The sequence below is a fragment of the Leptospira kmetyi serovar Malaysia str. Bejo-Iso9 genome (genome assembly GCF_000243735.2).
Taxonomy (GTDB): Bacteria; Spirochaetota; Leptospiria; order Leptospirales; family Leptospiraceae; genus Leptospira; species Leptospira kmetyi.
Window position 1 is genome coordinate 875,438 of sequence record NZ_AHMP02000003.1, and the last position, 18,339, is coordinate 893,776.

Sequence of the window (18,339 nt, forward strand, 5' to 3'; positions counted from 1 at the left end):
ATTTACTCTGCCCTCATCGTTGGAGCGCTGAAAGAATAAAGTCCGTGAACGGAACCCTGTGCCTGTGCCGATTCGGATCTTCTTTCAAAACGGAGACTTCCGTCTCTAAGCGCTTTATGAATTTCAGGTATCGATTTATAACCCATATCTTGGAAAGACAATCTGAGACCCTGCGATAAGTAAGGAATGAAGTTCAGGATCGACCCTCTGTCAACAACCGATCCGCTCACTCCTTGAGCCACTTTTACTTTTTGGCCCTCGTTGAAGTATCGTTTGTCCCCGCCCGCTTTCATCGCTTCGATCGACGCCATTCCCCTGTATTTCTTGAGACGAATTCCATTCTCATAAAAATACTCGCCCGGAGCTTCGGTTGTTCCCGCGAACATAAATCCCATCATACAAGTGGAGGCGCCGATCGCCAGGGCGTTTGCGATATCTCCGATATTGGAAATACCCCCGTCGGCGATCACAGGAACGTCGTATTTCGCGGCGTGTTTCGCGGTTTGGAAGATCGCAGTCGCCTGGGCTCTTCCCACCGCCATCGTATCCTGAGTGATACAGATAGAACCGGGGCCCATTCCGATCCGAAGTCCGTCGGCTCCGGCGCGGATGAGATTCTCGGCTTGTGCGCGAGTCACTACGTTTCCGCCGACTACTTCCAAGTTCTTAAATTCTTTTTTGATGAATTGAATCATCTCGATTTGATAATTCGAGTTTCCTTGCGCGGAATCGATAATGATTACGTCGACACCGGCTTCGTAAAGAGCCGCAACTCTGTCTCTCGATTCCAGAAGAGTGGAAACCGCCGCTCCACAACGAAGTCTTTTACTTTCGTCCTTTGAGGCATCCGGAAATTCTTTATTCTTCTTTAAGTCGGAACGACTTACAAGTGACACCAACTTTCCATTGGAATCCACAATCGGCAACTTTCCGATCTTTGATTTTTTGATGATGTCGTTCGCTTCTTGCAAAGTGATTCCGGACTTGCCCGTGATCACGTTCGTTGTCATCACTTTGTCCAAGGTGATCTCGCGATTCTTCTCAAAGTCGATGTCTCGGTTCGTTACGATCCCAACAAGTTTAGAATTTCTGGTTCCGTCTTCGGTTACGGGAATTCCGGTAAATCCTTTGTGGTCCTTGATCCAATCCAAATCGCGGATTACGTTCTTCGGCCCGAGAATCACGGGATCGGTGATGAATCCGTTTTCAAAACGTTTCACCTTTTCGACGAGAGCCACCTGCTCTTCGATCGTATTGTTATAATGAATGATTCCGATTCCTCCCATGAGCGCTTGCGCGATCGCCATCTGCGATTCCGTCACGGTATCCATCGGTGAACTTATAAAAGGTCTCTTTAGTTTTATATTTCGAGTCAGTCTGGTTTCAAGCTCAACTTCGGAGGGATGGAAGTCGATAAATCCAGGGAGGACGAGAAAATCTCTGTAGGTTAGACCAATCTGAAGACTGAAAAGATCATCTCCGGATAGTCCGTCTAAATATTCGGAGTCGCGGTAAGTTTGGTTTGACATTCTTATTCCTTACCTAGTACATAAAAGGTAAACAGAGAGCTGAGATCAAGAGAATTTCCCCTCCTTCGCTTTGAAAAACTATGGAAACGATTCAGAGAAAAAAAAGAGATAAGGAAACCATTTCGGATCCCGCAAAAAAGTTTCATATAATTTCGAAATTTCTCGTGAAAACCGATATCGTCGCGCAAGCGCAGGGCTCCGTAAAACAAATCGTTAAGATTTTACAGGTGTCCAAAGACGCGACTAAGATTCTCATCCAAACGCAAACTCCGAACGCATTCCCGTTAAACGCGCAAGTAACTCTCACCAAAATTCTCGCCAAGTATGTGGAACTGGATTGCGAGGTTCTGGACGAAAAACCGAACAATCAACTGATCCTTTCCGTTTCGGATATTTCCATCGCGAGCAAGGAAAGAAGTCTCAACCGGATCGCCCCACCCGAAGGAGCCGTTTGGATCACGAATATCCGTACGAGTAAGACAACGATCGATGCGAATCTTTTTAATATTCCGACTTCCGTGAAGGTAAATTTTGCGGATTACGAAACGAAATTAAAGTCTAAGTACGATATACTCAAAATCGACGTGTTCCGAACGATCGGAGACAAGTTCGATCTCGTTAGAAAAACGCGTAAGATTCTTTTTATCGCGAACACACAAAAGGAAGAAAGTTATACAGCCTTTGATCAGGAAGGTTTTATCGACTACGCTTCCGAACTCGGAGATTCCGAAGACGTTCGCAAACGGATCATAGAATACGCGAATCAAAAAATCAAATCCGAACTGATCGTTCCCGTGATTTATCTGAACCACGAAGAACAGGCGATTCCGATCGGTTACGTCCACGCTCAAAACCGCGCGCGCGAAATCGACATTCTGGAAGTGATGGAGATAAAAACCCTCACCTTCGAGATGGTGGATCGTATCCGAGAATCCAATACGGTTCTCGTTAAGGAAAGATTTCCGATCGTGAATATTTCAACGGGCGGTTTGAAGGTTAAAATCAATCACCCCGATCTCAATCACGATCTTACGAAACGAGCCGGTTTTACATTCGATATATTCTTTAAGATGCAAGCCCCGCTCACCGCGTTCGGCGTGATCCGTTCCGTGACGAAGGATTCCGACGGTAACTTATACGTGGGTCTTTCGATTGAGGGAAATTCTTCCCGACCGGGAGAAAGAAAAAAGTATATAGACAACGTCAATCGACTTCTCGCCGAAGCCAATCAAGCCCAGGTTTAATTCTAAATTTCTAATATTCAGGAACTTGCACGTCTATGAACAGGACGTTTCCGTCGGGCAGACGTTTGCTGTAAGTCACCAAAAGGATTTCGTAACTGATATCGTAGTACGGATTGCTGATGATCCATTCGGAACGGACGTCCTTCATGGATTTGTAGAATTGTTCGAGGAAATACGGTCTCCAACTCCAGTTCCTTCCTATAAATGAAGAATCCACGTCCATAGAAACCTCTCCGATTCTCATGTAGTTCGGAGAAAGTTGACTTCCCGTGAGATTCGTCACGTAGATTCGAAACACGAAATCGCTGAGAACGCTCGGATTCTGGATTTGAATCGAACAAAGATCTTCTTCCGTATTCACAAGAATTCCGGAAAGATCGAGCTTCTCCTCCAATTCTTTTTCGCGTTTGATCTGACGCATTAGTTGAAAACGTTTGTGATGAAAAAAGAGTTCGTGTAATTCGGAGAATCTGAGTTTCAATTCTTCTTGACCGATCATATCGGGAAGCGCTTCGGAGAAATAAAATCCCTGTAAAAAACGCGCGCTGTATGTGAGAGATTGAAAGAGTTCGGTTTCGTTTTCGATTCCTTCGAACAAAAGAGAACAACCCAAGGATTCGGAAAGTCTCGAAATCGTAAAAAGAATCTCCTGAAAATTTCTGGAAGTGACCGAATGCCGGAGCATCTGCAAATCCACTTTTAAAATATCGGGATGAAAGATTCCGATCCGATCCAAGTTCGAGGAACGAGAACCGAGATCGTCGATCGCGACAAGAAATCCTTCCTGTTTGTAACGGGAAATCAGAGGTCTTAGACTTTCAATACTTCCGTCGAAATGTTCTTCCACGATTTCGATCACGATCTTGGAAGGATTCAAACCCAATTCTTTGACGAGCCGAATCGTATACGGATCAGTTTCCTCCTCTTCGATATGATCTCTCATATAAGCGGGAGAAATGTTTAAGAATAATTTCGCGTCCGGAAAACGATCCTGATTTTTTAAAAGATGGAGAATCGCTTTTTTGCGCAAATCGCGATCCACTTCTCTTTTGAGATTGTAGATTTCTTTTCTTTCGTGCGGATCGATCACTCCCGCTTCCGCGTCCAAAAAGAAAGGACCGAGAGAATGAATATTTCCGGATTGATCCCTGAACCTTCCCAGAGTTTCATAACCGAAAATAGAATCTCTTTCCACGGAAAGGATCGGTTGAAAAAAAGGAATGATCTCTCCAGCCTGGAACCATACATCCCATTCTAATTTCGTTCTCGGAAACGTGCCGGAAGGCTTAATCATTCAGTTACACGTTTTTGGACAGTCTCAATCCTACAAGGAAATTCCGCTTACCGTAAAAAAACAATGCGTCTCGGTCACATTACTTACGAGAAAGGGAATGCAAATTTGAAACGCATTTTGTATTTCACTTTTAGCATTCTGCTGATTTTATTCGGCGTTATTTCCGCTTATCAAATGCGTTGGATTTCGGATGACGCGTTCGTTAGTCTGCGTTATGCGAAGAATTTCGCGGACGGAAAAGGTTTGGTTTTTAACGAAGGAGAATTCGTGGAAGGTTATACGAATTTTCTTTGGACCGTTCTTATGATTCCGTTTCACAGTTGGAACGCGATCGATCCGGTGAACGCGACTTACTTTTTCGGAATTCTTTCCTTTGCGGGAATCTGCGTTTATCTTTTTCTATTTTCGAAAAAAATTCTTGGGGAAGAAGTTTCGTTTCCGTTCGCACTTTCCTGTTTCGTATTGCTTCATCACAACCGAGTTTTTGCAACGGGAGGTCTGGAAACTTCCTTACACGGTCTTTTATTCTTAGCCGCTTCTTATCATTTATTACAAACAAAGGAAATAACTTATTATAAATTATTACCCGGCGTGTTTCTTTCGGGCTTGAGTTGTTTGAACCGTCCTGACGGCGCCCTATTTCACGCATTGGTCGGGGTTTATATTGCGGCTTCGATACTTCCGGCGATTCGAGTTCGGTCGTTTCGTTCCGTTTTTTCAAAACCTTCTTTGGGAATTCTTCTCGGAGTATATTTTTTACCGGCGCTTTTCTATATTTGGAAATTAGAATATTATGGAAATCTACTACCGAATACGTTCTACGCGAAGTCAGGAGGAAGTTCTTATCTTTCCCAAGGCTTACTGTATTTGACCTCTTTCTTAAAAATGTATTATGCGTTGATTCCTTTGGGGGGATTCGTTCTCTGGACTTTTTACAAAACGATCCGAAAACAGTTTTTTCAAACTAAAAATGCAACCAAAAATGTGGATTGGATTCTACTGGTTCTTTTCCCCGTTTTATACGCGGGTTATTATACTTGGATCGGCGGAGACTTTATGTTTTCCCGTTTTTATCTTCCCATTCTTCCTTTGGTATTCGTATGGAGCGAACGAGAGATTTACGCTCTTCAAAAGACACAACCTCGATGGAAAAAAATCGGGAACTTCTTTCTGTATGGAATCCCGCTTTTAATCCTATTGCGTTGGGATATTTATAAGGGCTCTCCCTTGCCGGTCGTTCACGAGATCGCGGATGAAAACCAAATTTATAAAAGAGAAAGTACGGAAAGAGTCAAGAATCGGATTCTCCCTTGGAAAAAACATTTTGAATCTTCGAAGGTGCGAGTCGCCTTTGCAGGCTCGGAATGTATTTTGATCTATTATCTAAATCCGATTTTGGCGATCGAAACCGAAGCGGGTCTTACCGACCCGGTGATTGCAAGAACACAAACCAAAGAACGGGGAAGAGTCGGTCACGGCAAAACGACTCCTTTGCAATATCTAAAGGATCGAAACGTTCACTTACTTCTGTACTCGGACGGGCTTCCGCCTAAGAAAGAATACGATGAGTTTTTAACCGGAGATTTTTCGGCGCCCTGGAGAATCTTAACCTATTCTCCTGCGGTGATGAAAGAGTTACTCAAAATTTCTGCGTTTCAAGCGGTCGATTTCGAATCCTATTTGGACTCTTATAAATACGAGTATGAAAATCTAAACCCGCCAACTCGGAAAGAAAAATTTTCCGAATTTGAGTCTTATTATTTCCGAACGGGAGAAGATAAAATTCGGGAGAATTGGTTTCGAAAAAAACTATGATTTTTTCTGAAGTCGGAACCTTTTTCCCGTCGGGAGAATCTTGATTGCTAAATTCGGGGAGCGAAGATAATCTGCAAATATTCTCATTCAGAGAGATCAAACCAAAACTTAGATGAGTCAGTTTTTCAACTTTAAAAGCGTTCCGCTTCTAATTGTCGTTTTCGCCCTTGCTCTACTATTCTTTTTTGATCCTTCCAATCCGGCCTTATCGAGAGACTCGGTCGTGTTCGGATTTTTTGTCTGGTCCGTCTGTATCGGAATCTCGTATAAACGAAAGAAGTCGGAAATTCATCCTCTTTTCTTTTTAGCATGTCTCTTGTTAATCGGACTTTCCACGATCAACGGAATCAACCGCGCCCCTCTCGTATATTTTCCTCAAAAGTTGAACTTAAAACTTCTCTATGTGGCCGCGCTTTGTATTACGATCTATTTGTTTTTTAAAAACGTTCATCCGATTTTTTTATTCGTTCATACGATCGCGTTCTCTTGTTCGCCTCCGCTTTTTTCCAGCGTAAAATCGGTTCCTCTTTTGCTATTTGTAATCGCTTCGTTTCCGTATCTTTCTTCAAGGAGAATCCGCTTCCAAAGATTGCACGCGATCGTTTCCGTTTTCTTTTTTCTGGTTTTGATTTCCTCCTTACTTTCTTATAAATCTCAGGCTTCTCTCTTACAACTCTGTCTTCTTCTTTCCGGAATTTTGATTTTCTTTTTGTTATCGTCGTATCCGAGTCGATTTCTCAAAAAAGGATTATTGCTCATTCTTTCCGTAAATCTTTTGTTAAATGCGATCAATCTGATTTCAGCGCTTCACACGATTTGGCCTTTTGATCTTTTAAAACCGCCTCTCTTTTTGACTTACGCGGGTTTTCCCGTCTCGGCGATCGCTGTGATCTCTTCCTTTTCCGCGTTCGTTGCTTTTTACACCGCGTTTCAATATAGAAAGTCTTCTTGGTTTTTGATTCCGGGTGGAATCATAGCGCTCTATCTCGCCTTTTTCAACCAATCGCGCGCGAGTTTACTGGCGTTTGTACTTGCCTCGTTTTGTTTGATCGCATTTCGTTGGAGCAAAAATCGAAGTTTCTTCCGGATTTTGATTCCCGTTTCCGTTGCGCTATTTTTGATTTTGATCGGCGGGCTCTTTCTTTTACCGCAGGACGTTTCTTCGCGCTACTTCAGTCCGGAGACATTGTGGATTCGTTTTTCTCTTTGGAACTTTCACTTTCAATCCGTTTTACAAGACTCTCCGATTTTCGGAATCGGATTGGACGCGGATTCTCTTTTGGCTCACTTTCCGGGAACCGATTCGGCCAGAACTGGATACGAGGATTTTTATCGCTTTCTTCATTCTTTCCGATCCTACCCGCAGGCACACAACCTCTATGTGGAAACCTTTACGAGTCTCGGGATTTTGGGTTCTCTTGCGTTTCTTGGGATTGCGGGTTATCTATCCCTTCTCGCCTATCGCATGTTAGGTTCCAAAAGTTCGGAAGTGTTTCATCTCGGAATTTTTATAACCGGGGTTTTAGTATTCGTCTCCGTTCATGAATTCTTTGATTTCAATTTGGGAGAACAACACTTTTTTATTCCCGCCGTTCTTTGTATTTCCCTGATCCGAGTTCGTTTGAGTCCTAAGATCGGAACGTTAAGACCGACCGGATCCATATTCAAAATCGATTATGTGATCGCGTTTCTTTTTATCGGATTTCTTTGTTTTCAACTCACTTGGGAACAAAGATTGAGAAACCTGATCTTGGTCTCCATTCAAAACGAAATCGAATCGGATAATTTCTTGATTTACAAAGAAAAGTCCGCGTCGGGTAAAAAGAATCGATTCTCCTATCCGACTCAGGAAATCGTAAAGAATCAGATTTGGATTCGCTCGGAAGAAGGTCTGGTGCTTGCGTCCTTGATTCTTCGCAAAGACCCGAATCAAAGAGCCTTGGGAGAATCTTTGCTGGAACGTTGCGTCCAAAAAAACCCGTATTCGTCCGTTTGCTGGAAAGAAAGAGCGGAAGTTCTTGGAAAAAAAGATCCGAATTCGGATCTCAGTCCCTATCTAAACGAAGGTAAAAAAACCGATCCGTTTCATATTATATTTACGGAATAAACGAAATGTTAAACCGATTGTCCTCCCCGTATGTGCGTTATGCGCTCTACGCGCTCGTAGTTTTATTTTTGGGCTTCAACCGTTCCAAGCTGGATCGTAAGATCGCGTTCGTATCGAGCGATTCCGAAATCAAATATTATCAAACCTTAATGGTTGCGGAAAAGGGATTCTCGGCCGTTGCGAATTCCGAATGCGCTTATCCCGGAAAAGTTTACGATCCGGAATTCAAATATTTTCCCTTCGATTATCCTTGGGCGTTTTTAAAGGAAAATGGAAATCGGAAATGTATCTTTCAATATCCTCCGATTTTCGCGCTCTTAAACGGATTGCCGGCCTATCTGTTCGGAATCAGAGTCGTCACTTTGTTGCCGCTTCTTTGTTTGCTCGGATGTTTTATTTTTTTCGATCGAATTCTTTCTCTTTTTATCGATAAACCTTGGGCGGTTTTGATCGGAAGTTTGATTCCATTCGCCGTAAGTTTTCCCGTTTTGTCCTCGGTCGAGTTTTCCGAGGTTCCTTTGAACAATCTTCTTTTAGTTTCGTTCGCCTTTTTGGTTCTACGATCGCTTTTTACGGGCAAGATCGGCGTCGCTCCACAAGAATCGAATTCAAACTTTAGAATATTCTCATTCGTTTCGGGGATTCTCGCCGTCGCCGCATTCTTTTTAAGAACGGAATCCGCGTTTCCGATTTTTCTATTCGGTCTTTTGGCGTTTTTTTCCAAAGAATCCAGAAAACGGATTCCTCAATATCTGCTTTTTTCCGTTCCGGGTGCGATTCTTTCCTTTGTTTTCATCGGTATTTTGAATTCGGTATATTCCGGTCATCCGATGGGAATTCGTTTTTTGCAAAGTTCGGAAGACGCGATGAGCCAATTCTCCCTTGGAAAACAAATTTCAATCTTTCAAGGATATCTTTTAGGAGACGCCACAAAAACCGGCTTTTTAAAAGCGGCCCCGTATACGATTTTGATTCTTGGCATCGTATCCAACATTCTTCGTAAAAAAGAAATTTCCGGAGAATCCATTCTCGGCTTAGTCGGAATCGGAACCGTCTTTGCGATTTCCTTTTTAAGTCCTTACACGGCGGGGGTGCATCACTTCGGTCTCCGTTACTTGGAATCCGGTTTTATCTTTTTATCCGCGGGAATTTTTATATTCTTATACCAACGAACCGTAGACTTTCCGAATGCCGGACGCGTTTTGGTTCTACTCGCCTTGTTCAGTTTATACTACAATTACAAGTTTACGAGAGAAGGTTTTAAGATTTTGTTCGGCGCGATCGCACCTTATACCGAAATTCAAAGCGAATTTCAGTCCAGAAAGATCGTCGTTCACAAAGGACAGTTTACGAATTATCTCATCGGAGCCTCTTATTTCGATTCCATTCACTTTGCGGTTATCAACGAAAAGGACGCTTTATCTCTGGAAGAAATTCTCAAAAAGCACAACGTTCCGTCCTACTCGATCTTAGAATACGACTTGGAACCTCTAAGAGATCCGAACCTTCCCGAAAAACAACACAAGGAAAAAATTGCAGTTCGTTTTAACGATCCAAAACGTTATTACGACATGCAGGATTCCAAAAAGATTCTGGATTTTACGTTGAGAACGTATCGCCTAAAAACGAATTAAGAGAACCGAATATTCAAGAAATAGAATCGATTCTCCGAAAATTTCGGAAGTGTTCCGACAGGATGCCGGATTTTTTGTTGTGAAAACGGGGATTCTGTGGTAGTGAGGGACTTGTCGGAAATTCCCACCACCTCGCCCCCCAACCCAAAACAAGGGTGGGGCCGCGAAAATTACGACGTAGCTTGTAGGGACAGTAGCAAGCCTGCCCCTTCCTTCCCGATTAAGTCCGCTTTAACAAATGCGCCGTGATCGTTTGCCCGATCAGATTCAAAATCTGAACGCTTAAAAAACTGATCATCAAAATTTCTTTTTCCAGATCGAGAACTTGAAAGGAATTTCTCCACCAACGGAAAACGATAAACGCGAAAAGCAAAATTACGAACAGAATCATTCTCGCGGAATACCAAAATAGAAGATCTTCGGACAACAGATTCAACTTAGAATAAAGACCGAGTTCCGGAATCTTACGAGCGGCAAGAAAAAGCCCGATCGCCCAAACGGTCTGTCCCAAGGTTGCAACGAGCAAGGAAACTGTCAAAGAATGAATTCCGAAAATATGAAACGGACCGATCGCAACGATGCCGGTAAAGTAACCGAGGATCGTAACCGCCCAACCCAAAAAGAAAAGCGCAAACCCTGTATAATAAAAGAGCTGCTGAGAATGGATCAGAATCTGCAAAAGATGTCTCATCCCGTCTCTCCAAGTTCTCAAGTGAGGAACTCGACCGGCAACGTCCGGATGCAGACTGATCGGAACATGCGAAAGTTTTACACCGCTTCGAAGCGCTTTCACAAGCATCTCGGATGCGAACTCCATTCCCGTACTTTCAATTTCCCATTCCAGATATTTCTTTTTTAGAAAACAACGAAAGCCGGAATTTGCGTCCTTGACACGGTTTCCTTTTTTTGAATATAATACATTAATAATCCAGTTGATGACCGGGGTTCCGAGATAACGATGCAAAAACGGCATCGCACCCTTATGGATCTTTCCGTCCAAACGGGAACCGATTACGAACTCCGCACCCTTCTCGATTTCGGCAAGGAGCGCCGGAGATTCGAGAAAGTCGTATGTATCGTCGGCGTCCGCAAAAAGAACGACTTCCCCGCTTGCGTTCGTAATTCCGAAATTCAGAGCCGCGCCGTATCCTCTTTCCTTGCAGTGAACGACCTTCGCTCCGTATTTTTTCGCGATCGACACGGACTTGTCCTCGCTTCCGTTGTCGGAAACCAGAATTTCGACGTTGTACTGTTTTAATTCTTTTTTGAGTTTAACGAGTTTTTCCAAAACGAGAGGAAGCGTTTTTTCCTCGTTCAAACACGGGATTACATAGGTGATATTTCTTTTTTTCATAATAAATAATTCCGGGATTATTTTTTACGGAGAACGATGACTTTCATTCCGTAGAACAGCTGATCGGTTCGATCGAATTTGTCTCGAGGAAACAAGGTTCCGATCTCGTCCATGTCCAAATATTTCCAAGACGTTTCCAAAATCACTAAGTCTTTTCGGGACGCATCCTTGATAAAAAGTTCGGCTTCTTCCTTGGAATAGATCTTAGGAGTCACACCTTCGATCTTTGCCGTCTTCAAAAAATATTCCATGTTGTACGTATGCGAGGAACAAAGAAGCGTAAACTCTTTCGGACGTTCTTCGAGCATGGAAAGAATGTATTTCGAACTTTCTCTCCACTGTTCCTTATACGGCTTATAATAATAACGCGTAAAATAATAAAGCGACACGAGTGAAATCAGAATCAAAACCGATTCCAACCTTCTTCCTTTGTAGATGGGAAAAAGGGAGAATGCGGTCGTAACCAAAAAATACAAAGCGGGCGCCGTAACCAAAAGATTTCTCGCGGTGATCAAAGGTTGAACCTGAGAAAGAATTCCGAGAACGATCGAAAACACGATCAGAATCACGATCAATACGATCGAGGATTTTTTATGCGCGGGTTCCAAGTCCGTGGATTCTACATCGGTTTCCTTTTTTTGGAAATACAAGGACGCAAAACCCACGAGCAAAGCCAAAGACGCGACGATTCCGGGAATGAATTTTTTGAGAATTCCGGAATGAAAGACCAAATCAAAAAAGACGATAAATGCGGTGAATCCCGCTTCCGGAATCCAAGAAGCGATTCCGATCTTATTGGAATTGAACAACAGATACAACGCGGGTAAGAACAAAACGCCGAATAGAATTCCGAAACCAAAAGAAACTTTTGGAAACCTTCTTTGAATGATCCATTCCGTGATAAAAATTCCGAGAAAGACCGAAGCCGACCAGATGAATCCGAAAAAATGAGTATAAGAAGCTAATAAAGAAATTCCTAATATACTCAAGTAAACTCTAAGAATCCGCTTCGTTTCCGTTTCGGCGTTTTTCTCGCTTCCCGATTCTTCCGTTTTACCTTTTTCCGGATACGAAAGTCTTAAAACGAACGCGAGCTGAATCGTACAAAACAAAATCAAAAGACTATAAGAACGCAATTCTTGAGAATAATAGATCAAACCGGTGGACAATGCGAGCAACGCGGACACGGAAACCCTGATTCTTCCGCTTAAACCGGATGGAGCCAACGCATAAAACGCAAGAGGAACGACAAGACCCGCGATCGCGCTGAGCATTCTTCCGACAAAGATCGTAGGACCGAAAGCCTGAAACCAGAAATACAAAAGAGTCTGATACAAAGGCGGATGAGGATCGTTCTTCATCCAGCCCCAAAGATCGTTTAAGGAAGATTCCGAAGAAGCGCGGATGGAAAACAGTTCGTCTTCCCAGGGACTTTGAAGATCCAAACGAAAAAGACGAAAGAACGCGCCTAACGCAAAAAGAACGATGAAGACTTTTAAATCCTTATTCTTTTTGATTTCCGATAAAAACGCGTTCACACGACTCATAGATCACCAAATACCCATGATTCTTCTATAAAGATCGGTTTCCAAAATCCCTTTCGGATCGAGTTTCTTTTTTAAAGAATGAAATGTTTCCAGATTCTTTTTCGGAAACGCACGTTGAACGATCTCCGGCCTGAGAGTGCTGTCCTTTGCGAAGTAGAATTTTCCTCCGAATTTAAGAACGGTTTCGTCCAATTCTCCCGCGAGTTCCCAAAGTCTTTTACGGTTTCTCGACGTCACCGGAAAATCCATCGCCATGGAATAACCGTCTAACGCGTGTGTCAAAAGAAACGGATCCGGTTTATGTTTTTTGAATACTGCGAGCCAAGTGATGATTCCTCGTTTCTGACAGATTCTCAAAATTTCGGAAAACGCATCCACAGCATTCTCCTTCGGAATAAAACTCTGGTATTGAATCATGGAGCCGGGTTTATACATGAACTTCCAATTCGGAACATAATCCAAAAGAAACGCGTATTCCGCGTGGCCTTGCAGATACGGTTTGTTGTTCGTGAGATAACCGGAAATGAATTTCGCGAAGTTGACCAATCTCATTCCGAGGTTATTGGAGAAAGGCAACATAAAAAGCCACATCCAAGCCTTGGGAACGATTCCGAGAAAGGTGCTGGGTAAATTCTGTTTTTCTAATTTACAGTTTTCCGGAAAATCGGGGTCCTCTCCTTTTTTGAGATGAACCGCCTTGTGAATCTGCCCTCTTCCCAATGCGCTTCCGGCTGCGAACGCGTCGACCCAGCCCACGAGATAATCCGAATTCTTATATTCGCGTTCGAAGTAGTCGAACATATCCTGAAGATTTTTGCTGACCACGGGCCATACTTTCATCTTACCCGCGTAGATATGTTTGAGTTGAATCGTTACGGTTAAAAAAGCTCCGAGCATTCCGAAACCGGAAATCGCCGCAAAGAACAGATCCTGATTCTTCTTTCTCGTGCAGGTGTGAACCTTTCCGTCCGGAGTCATAAACGTAAACTCGAGAACGTGATCCCCGATCGGGCCTACGGCGAAGTTATTCTTACCGTGAATGTTCATCGACAAAGCGCCGCCTAACGTGGGAAACATGGTTCCGCTGACTACGGGAGGCCAATATCCTTTTTCGATTCCGAATTCCCAGAGTTGTTTGATGGTTACTCCGGATTCGGCTTTGATGATTCCCGTTTTGGAATTGAATTCTAAAATCCGATTGAACTTGGAGATATCGATTACGACGCCTTTTGTGTTCGTGGCCGCGTCTCCGTAACTACAACCGCCTCCTCGAAACGTAAGCTTCAAACCTTTTTGATCCGCGTAAGAGAAGATGTTTTTAAAATCCTCTTCCTTTTCCGGAAAAACGACCGGAGAAAGAGAAAAATGATTCATTCCCCACGCTTCCACCTTGGAAGGTTCGGGAAGCGTAAGTTCTACCTTCGATTTTTTTACCGAAGGCGCTTTCGAAGTTTTTGCGGAAGCCTTCTTTTTGGGAGAAGTCTTAGATGCCGTTGCCATAATATTCCCCTTTTGAATCAGGTTCAGATAGAAAGACGTTTAAAGATAAAGGAAGGAATCGAACGGATGATCAGACCCACAAGTCCCCAACGAGCCGGAACATAAATATTTTCCTTACCCGAATCCGCGGCCTTGAGAATGATGCTCGCGGCTTCCTTCGCGGAGATCAGCCAGAAAAGACCTTTCATACCTTGCGTCATCGCGGTATCGATAAAGCCGGGTTTCACCGTGAGAACCTGAACTCCTAAAACGGAAAGACGGTTTCTCAGAGCTTCGAGATAGGTGTTCATTCCCGCTTTGGAAGTATTGTAAACCGGATTTCCTCTTCTACCGCGATCGCCAGCGATCGAAGAGATTCCGATGATCTTACCGCTTTTTTGTTTTTGAAAAAGACTCGCCGCGGGATTGAGCCAAGCCACACAACCCAGAAGATTCGTGTTCAACATAGCGATATCCTTTTCGGTGTCGAACTCTTCCGGTTTGATGTCGTACATAATTCCCGAAGCGAAATAAATCTCGTCGAGACCTTTCATGGACTTCACCGCTTTTTGAAACGCCGAGTCCGCTTGGTCGAAGTTGGTGACGTCGTGTTTGATGATGAATGCGTTTGATTTAAAAGGAGCCGCGATCGTTTTCAATTCCTTGTCACGGCGGGCTACCAGAGTGACCGTATGTCCTTGTTCCAAAAGAAGAACCGATAATTCTTTTCCGATACCGCTCGATGCACCTACGACGATGATTTTTTTTGCCATATTCATCCGTTCTACGGGAATAAACGGAACTGACAAGTATGATTTAGGGGAGAATTCTCACCAGGAAAACTCCCGGTGACTTTTTTGAAATTCCTCGAACGAGGTCCAACGATTTCCTTCGGGTTCTCGAATCTCAGCCGGAGTCCAATATTTCTTATAATCCATATCGGGATGTCCGGGAAGAAAGTAGCCGAGATGATAGTATTTCATTCCCAATTCTTTTGCGTAAAGAATGGAACGTAAAATCGCAAAACTTCCCAGACTTCGATCGGGAAACTCGGGATCATACACGGAATAAACCGCCGAAAGAGAATCGGAAGCGAAATCCAAAATCATAAAGCCGAGAATCTTACCGTCCAACGACAAGGTCATCTCCAGAGAATTTTCGGGAGTTCCGAAAAGATTCCAACGCATTCCTTCCAAGAGTTCGGAATCCGATTCTCCGCTTACAAAACTTTCGTAACGCGCCCTTTGATAACGGATGTAAAGAATTTCTTTCTCGGTCGATAACTCGGGCGGACTCCAACGAATGACGAGATCCTCGTTCTTTTTTAAAAGTCGTTTTCGATTTCGACTCGGTTCAAATCGATCCAAAGGAATCCGATAACTCAGACAATCCCGGCAACCGTTGCAGGAAGTTCGATAAAGAATGTTTCCGGTTCTACGAAAACCGGAATCGAAAAAAAACTGTAGGGCTTCTTTGGCGATCTCTCCTTGAAACGGAAGATATTGAATCTGACTCATACGATCCGAATAATAAGAACAACTTCTTTCCGGACTGATCGGAAGAGAATCCACGAGGTCTTGAAGTTTTTGGCGGATCATCTAGGAAAGAATGACAGATCGTATCCGACTCGTAAAGTTTTTTAGGGAAAACTCGACGAAAGAGACGGTTGTTTTCAGTATGGCTTTAAACTCAAATCACGTGCCAGGATCAAAGAACTTTCAGATGCACAGTCTTTTTATGAACTTCGAAGTCAAAAAACGCGGACTCCGCTTATCCCTATTCTTTACCGTTGTCAGTCTTCTTTCTTTTTTAATCGGAAATGCGATCCTGCAGTTTACTCTGCTCGGACTCGGACTCGTTTCCTTCGTGTTTACCCTCGTTCAACCGGAAGCGTTTTATTCCTTCACGAACTGGACCTTGGAATTCGTTCTCACCTTTTTAAGCGGAATCGTAAAAGGCGGTTTGCTTTTGTTCTACGTGCTCGTATGGAAACCGATCCAATTCGCAATCGATCTGTTTCGGAAGGAAAAAAATTCTTGATCACGATTTTCTGCGACGGAGCTTCCAAGGGAAATCCCGGACCGTCCTCGATCGGCGTAGTTGCATACGACGGGGACAAGGAAGAATTTAAAATCTCCGAAAGGATCGGAGAAACCACGAACAACGTCGCGGAATGGACGGCCCTCAAAAAGGGTTTGGAAGAATGTATTCGCAGAAACTTTTTGTCCGTACACGCTCACATGGATTCCGAACTCGTGGTCCGACAGGTTACGGGAAGATACAAGGTCAAACATCCCAATCTTTTGGAATACAAAAAGGAAGTGGACAAACTCGTTTCTTCCTTACAGAGTTTCCAGATTACCCATGTTCCCCGTGAAAAAAATTCCGTCGCAGACAAACTCGCCAACGAAGCCTTTCAAAAATAAGAATCCCCGGATTCAAAACGAATCCTTCGTTTCGAAAGAGATCGTTTCTTTTCGTTTTATGACCTTCTTTTTTAAAAGAAGAATTCTTCCCTCTTTATTTGTAAGTTTCGCAGTACTGTTCGTTTCGTTGTCCTGCGGACGATCGCTCAAGGACAAATTGATCGCTCTTCAAAAAGAGGAAAAGTTCGAGGAGATGTTGCTTCTTTGTCTTTCCGAATCTTCTCAAAAGGAAGCGGCCGATTCCAAGGATCTCTGCGATTTCGCGACCGAAAAAACTTCCGCGGGAATCGATCGCATTCTTTCCGAAAAAACGGAACTTCCTTTTAGCCAGATCACCGTGGACCCCGAATGGAAAAAGAAAATCGATACCATTTTGGAAAACGACAAGACCCTCAAAAATCGATACGGAAATCTCTGGAAAAAAATGATCCAAAATGATTGAAGTCGATCCTTCTTCCCTGATCGAAAAAATCCCCGAAGGATTTCGGGAAGACATGATCGGGATCACGAAAACGATCCGAGACGAAGGCGGAGAATGTTATCTGATCGGAGGATCCGTACGAGATCTCGTGCTTTCCAAGGTTCCCGATGAATTCGATCTCACGACTTCCTTGTTGCCCGAAAAAATTCTTACCCTTTTTAAAAGAACCGTTCCCACCGGAATCAAACACGGAACCGTTACGGTTTTGATCCAAGACCGGGCCTACGAAATCACAACGTTTCGAAAGGACGCGGATTATATCGACGGAAGAAGACCGGAAACCGTGGAATTCGGAGTTTCCTTAAGCGAGGATCTGAAACGAAGAGACTTTACGATGAACGCGCTCGCTCTCGATCTGGAAAAGAAAGTTCTCATCGACGAACATTCCGGATTGGAAGATATTCAAAACAAAATCATTCGAACGATCGGAAATCCGATCGAAAGATTCACGGAAGACGGACTCAGGCCGATCCGAGCGATTCGTTTCGTAAGCAGTTTGGGATTTACGTTGGAAAGTAACACTGCAAAAGCGATTCTCCAATGCAGAAACATAACGGCGAAGGTTTCCAGAGAAAGGGTTCACGACGAACTGAACAAAACCTTAAAAAGCCAAGACCCCGCCCCTTCCTTACGTTTGTTTCGTGAATTTTCCATCTTAGAATTGTTCACAAGCGTACCATTGTATCCGAATGAAAACGCAAACGTCTTAGAAAGAATCCGAGAACTTCCGGTATTTCCACAGAGTTTGAGGCTCAGCTTCTTACACGCTTGGCTGTTCGGAAGTTTTGAGGACGGAAATTCCGCGAAACAGTTTATGAAAGATCTGCGTTATTCCAACCAGAACACAAAGGATTCTTTGTTTTTTTCGTCCACGCTCGCGTCCTTACTTTCTTGGAAGAATAAAAACGTTCTTCAGGATTCCGATCTCAGAAAATTTCTACTGCATCCGGCTTGTTTGCACGCGGGCCGCGATCATCTAAAAGTTGTAGTCGAACACATTCTAAATCTTGCATATACATACGATCCCAATCTGCGGACGTTTTTCGATTTTGAAAGAATCATCGATCTACTCGGAAAACCGCAGGCCCTTTTGGTCACAGAATTGGCGCTTCGGGGAGAGGATATTCTCCGGGCTTGTCCGAATCTGCCGCCTAAGGAAATCGGAACGGTGCTCGGAAAACTTCTGTCTCATGTGCTGGAAAATCCGGAAGAAAACCGAAAAGAGTCCCTTCTCTCCATTCTCCCTTGATCCTTTGCGGGCAATTTGTGCCCATTTTTTAGACGTTTGTCCCAATAAAAAGCACCGTTATTTACCTTCGTCCTATTCTGTAGGCACCCTAACCCCTAATATCTAACCCGAGAATGCTGTTTTTTTAGCTAATTTCCAAAATTTAAGCGATGGCACGCATTTTGCATAAGATGGGCATAG

Annotated in this window: 15 protein-coding genes; 8 read left to right on the top strand and 7 right to left on the bottom strand. The window is 43.6% G+C overall.

From position 1 onward, the window contains the following. Positions 1 to 2 precede the first annotated feature (2 nt). Complete coding sequence (gene guaB / locus LEP1GSC052_RS06495; protein WP_010574990.1) at positions 3 to 1,529, bottom strand: IMP dehydrogenase; 1,527 nt, start codon at positions 1,527 to 1,529, stop codon at positions 3 to 5. An 80-nt stretch (positions 1,530 to 1,609) separates the two neighbouring features. Here guaB and LEP1GSC052_RS06500 point away from each other — a divergent pair, with 80 nt between their 5' ends. Then, positions 1,610 to 2,773: a DUF1577 domain-containing protein gene (locus LEP1GSC052_RS06500; protein WP_020986408.1), complete on the top strand. Its 1,164-nt coding sequence runs from the start codon at positions 1,610 to 1,612 to the stop codon at positions 2,771 to 2,773. A 10-nt stretch (positions 2,774 to 2,783) separates the two neighbouring features. Here LEP1GSC052_RS06500 and LEP1GSC052_RS06505 read toward each other — a convergent pair whose 3' ends face one another. Continuing rightward, positions 2,784 to 4,067 carry an EAL domain-containing protein gene (locus LEP1GSC052_RS06505; protein WP_010574992.1) on the bottom strand — a complete coding sequence of 428 codons (1,284 nt, stop codon included), beginning with the start codon at positions 4,065 to 4,067 and terminating at the stop codon, positions 2,784 to 2,786. 105 nt (positions 4,068 to 4,172) lie between these two features. Between LEP1GSC052_RS06505 and LEP1GSC052_RS06510 the strand changes: the two genes are divergently transcribed. From LEP1GSC052_RS06510 to LEP1GSC052_RS06520, 3 genes are all read left to right on the top strand, one after another. After that, positions 4,173 to 5,882 (top strand): hypothetical protein, encoded by a 1,710-nt coding sequence (locus tag LEP1GSC052_RS06510; protein WP_020985598.1) that lies wholly within the window; start codon positions 4,173 to 4,175, stop codon positions 5,880 to 5,882. A 112-nt stretch (positions 5,883 to 5,994) separates the two neighbouring features. Then, positions 5,995 to 7,989 (top strand): O-antigen ligase family protein, encoded by a 1,995-nt coding sequence (locus LEP1GSC052_RS06515; protein ID WP_020986596.1) that lies wholly within the window; start codon positions 5,995 to 5,997, stop codon positions 7,987 to 7,989. Positions 7,990 to 7,994: 5 nt separating this feature from the next. Beyond that, the gene (locus tag LEP1GSC052_RS06520; RefSeq protein ID WP_020986403.1) at positions 7,995 to 9,623 is read left to right on the top strand and encodes an LA_3751/LA_3752 family putative glycosyltransferase; all 1,629 of its coding nucleotides are present in this window, start codon (positions 7,995 to 7,997) and stop codon (positions 9,621 to 9,623) included. Between the two features lie 220 nt (positions 9,624 to 9,843). On the opposite strand, the gene LEP1GSC052_RS06525 is transcribed toward LEP1GSC052_RS06520, so the two are convergent. The 5 genes from LEP1GSC052_RS06525 to LEP1GSC052_RS06545 are packed head-to-tail and all read right to left on the bottom strand — an operon-like array spanning position 9,844 to position 15,601. Next, entirely contained in the window at positions 9,844 to 10,977 is a 1,134-nt protein-coding gene (locus tag LEP1GSC052_RS06525; RefSeq protein ID WP_010574994.1) for a glycosyltransferase family 2 protein, read from the bottom strand. 17 nt (positions 10,978 to 10,994) lie between these two features. After that, entirely contained in the window at positions 10,995 to 12,524 is a 1,530-nt protein-coding gene (locus LEP1GSC052_RS06530; RefSeq protein ID WP_020985778.1) for a glycosyltransferase family 39 protein, read from the bottom strand. A gap of 3 nt (positions 12,525 to 12,527) precedes the next feature. Beyond that, positions 12,528 to 14,024: an FAD-binding oxidoreductase gene (locus LEP1GSC052_RS06535; protein ID WP_010574996.1), complete on the bottom strand. Its 1,497-nt coding sequence runs from the start codon at positions 14,022 to 14,024 to the stop codon at positions 12,528 to 12,530. 23 nt (positions 14,025 to 14,047) lie between these two features. Beyond that, positions 14,048 to 14,776, bottom strand: coding sequence for an SDR family NAD(P)-dependent oxidoreductase (locus LEP1GSC052_RS06540; protein ID WP_010574997.1), 729 nt, complete (start codon positions 14,774 to 14,776; stop codon positions 14,048 to 14,050). Positions 14,777 to 14,833: 57 nt separating this feature from the next. Next, a complete protein-coding gene (locus LEP1GSC052_RS06545) occupies positions 14,834 to 15,601 on the bottom strand; it encodes an arginyltransferase (RefSeq protein WP_010574998.1) in 768 nt (255 codons plus the stop codon). A gap of 124 nt (positions 15,602 to 15,725) precedes the next feature. On the opposite strand from LEP1GSC052_RS06545, the gene LEP1GSC052_RS06550 reads away from it, so the two are divergent. From LEP1GSC052_RS06550 to LEP1GSC052_RS06565, 4 genes are read left to right on the top strand one after another with little or no spacing between them, the layout of a single operon-like run. Continuing rightward, positions 15,726 to 16,043, top strand: a complete 318-nt coding sequence (locus tag LEP1GSC052_RS06550) for a hypothetical protein (RefSeq protein ID WP_010574999.1) — start codon at positions 15,726 to 15,728, stop codon at positions 16,041 to 16,043. Further along, the gene (locus tag LEP1GSC052_RS06555) at positions 16,040 to 16,429 is read left to right on the top strand and encodes a ribonuclease HI family protein (protein WP_010575000.1); all 390 of its coding nucleotides are present in this window, start codon (positions 16,040 to 16,042) and stop codon (positions 16,427 to 16,429) included. The genes LEP1GSC052_RS06550 and LEP1GSC052_RS06555 overlap by 4 nt, the downstream gene beginning before the upstream one ends. Before the next feature lie 40 nt (positions 16,430 to 16,469). Further along, positions 16,470 to 16,871: a hypothetical protein gene (locus LEP1GSC052_RS06560; RefSeq protein ID WP_420812822.1), complete on the top strand. Its 402-nt coding sequence runs from the start codon at positions 16,470 to 16,472 to the stop codon at positions 16,869 to 16,871. After that, entirely contained in the window at positions 16,864 to 18,159 is a 1,296-nt protein-coding gene (locus tag LEP1GSC052_RS06565; protein WP_010575002.1) for a CCA tRNA nucleotidyltransferase, read from the top strand. Before LEP1GSC052_RS06560 ends, LEP1GSC052_RS06565 begins: the two co-directional genes overlap by 8 nt. Positions 18,160 to 18,339: the final 180 nt, after the last annotated feature.

Coding starts and splice junctions, on each gene's coding strand:
- LEP1GSC052_RS06545 (WP_010574998.1), bottom strand. CDS start 15,601: ATGATCCGCCAAAAACTTCAAGACCTCGTGGATTCTCTTCCGATCAGT.
- LEP1GSC052_RS06550 (WP_010574999.1), top strand. CDS start 15,726: ATGCACAGTCTTTTTATGAACTTCGAAGTCAAAAAACGCGGACTCCGC.
- LEP1GSC052_RS06520 (WP_020986403.1), top strand. CDS start 7,995: ATGTTAAACCGATTGTCCTCCCCGTATGTGCGTTATGCGCTCTACGCG.
- LEP1GSC052_RS06535 (WP_010574996.1), bottom strand. CDS start 14,024: ATGGCAACGGCATCTAAGACTTCTCCCAAAAAGAAGGCTTCCGCAAAA.
- LEP1GSC052_RS06515 (WP_020986596.1), top strand. CDS start 5,995: ATGAGTCAGTTTTTCAACTTTAAAAGCGTTCCGCTTCTAATTGTCGTT.
- LEP1GSC052_RS06530 (WP_020985778.1), bottom strand. CDS start 12,524: ATGAGTCGTGTGAACGCGTTTTTATCGGAAATCAAAAAGAATAAGGAT.
- guaB (WP_010574990.1), bottom strand. CDS start 1,529: ATGTCAAACCAAACTTACCGCGACTCCGAATATTTAGACGGACTATCC.
- LEP1GSC052_RS06500 (WP_020986408.1), top strand. CDS start 1,610: ATGGAAACGATTCAGAGAAAAAAAAGAGATAAGGAAACCATTTCGGAT.
- LEP1GSC052_RS06505 (WP_010574992.1), bottom strand. CDS start 4,067: ATGATTAAGCCTTCCGGCACGTTTCCGAGAACGAAATTAGAATGGGAT.
- LEP1GSC052_RS06525 (WP_010574994.1), bottom strand. CDS start 10,977: ATGAAAAAAAGAAATATCACCTATGTAATCCCGTGTTTGAACGAGGAA.
- LEP1GSC052_RS06540 (WP_010574997.1), bottom strand. CDS start 14,776: ATGGCAAAAAAAATCATCGTCGTAGGTGCATCGAGCGGTATCGGAAAA.
- LEP1GSC052_RS06565 (WP_010575002.1), top strand. CDS start 16,864: ATGATTGAAGTCGATCCTTCTTCCCTGATCGAAAAAATCCCCGAAGGA.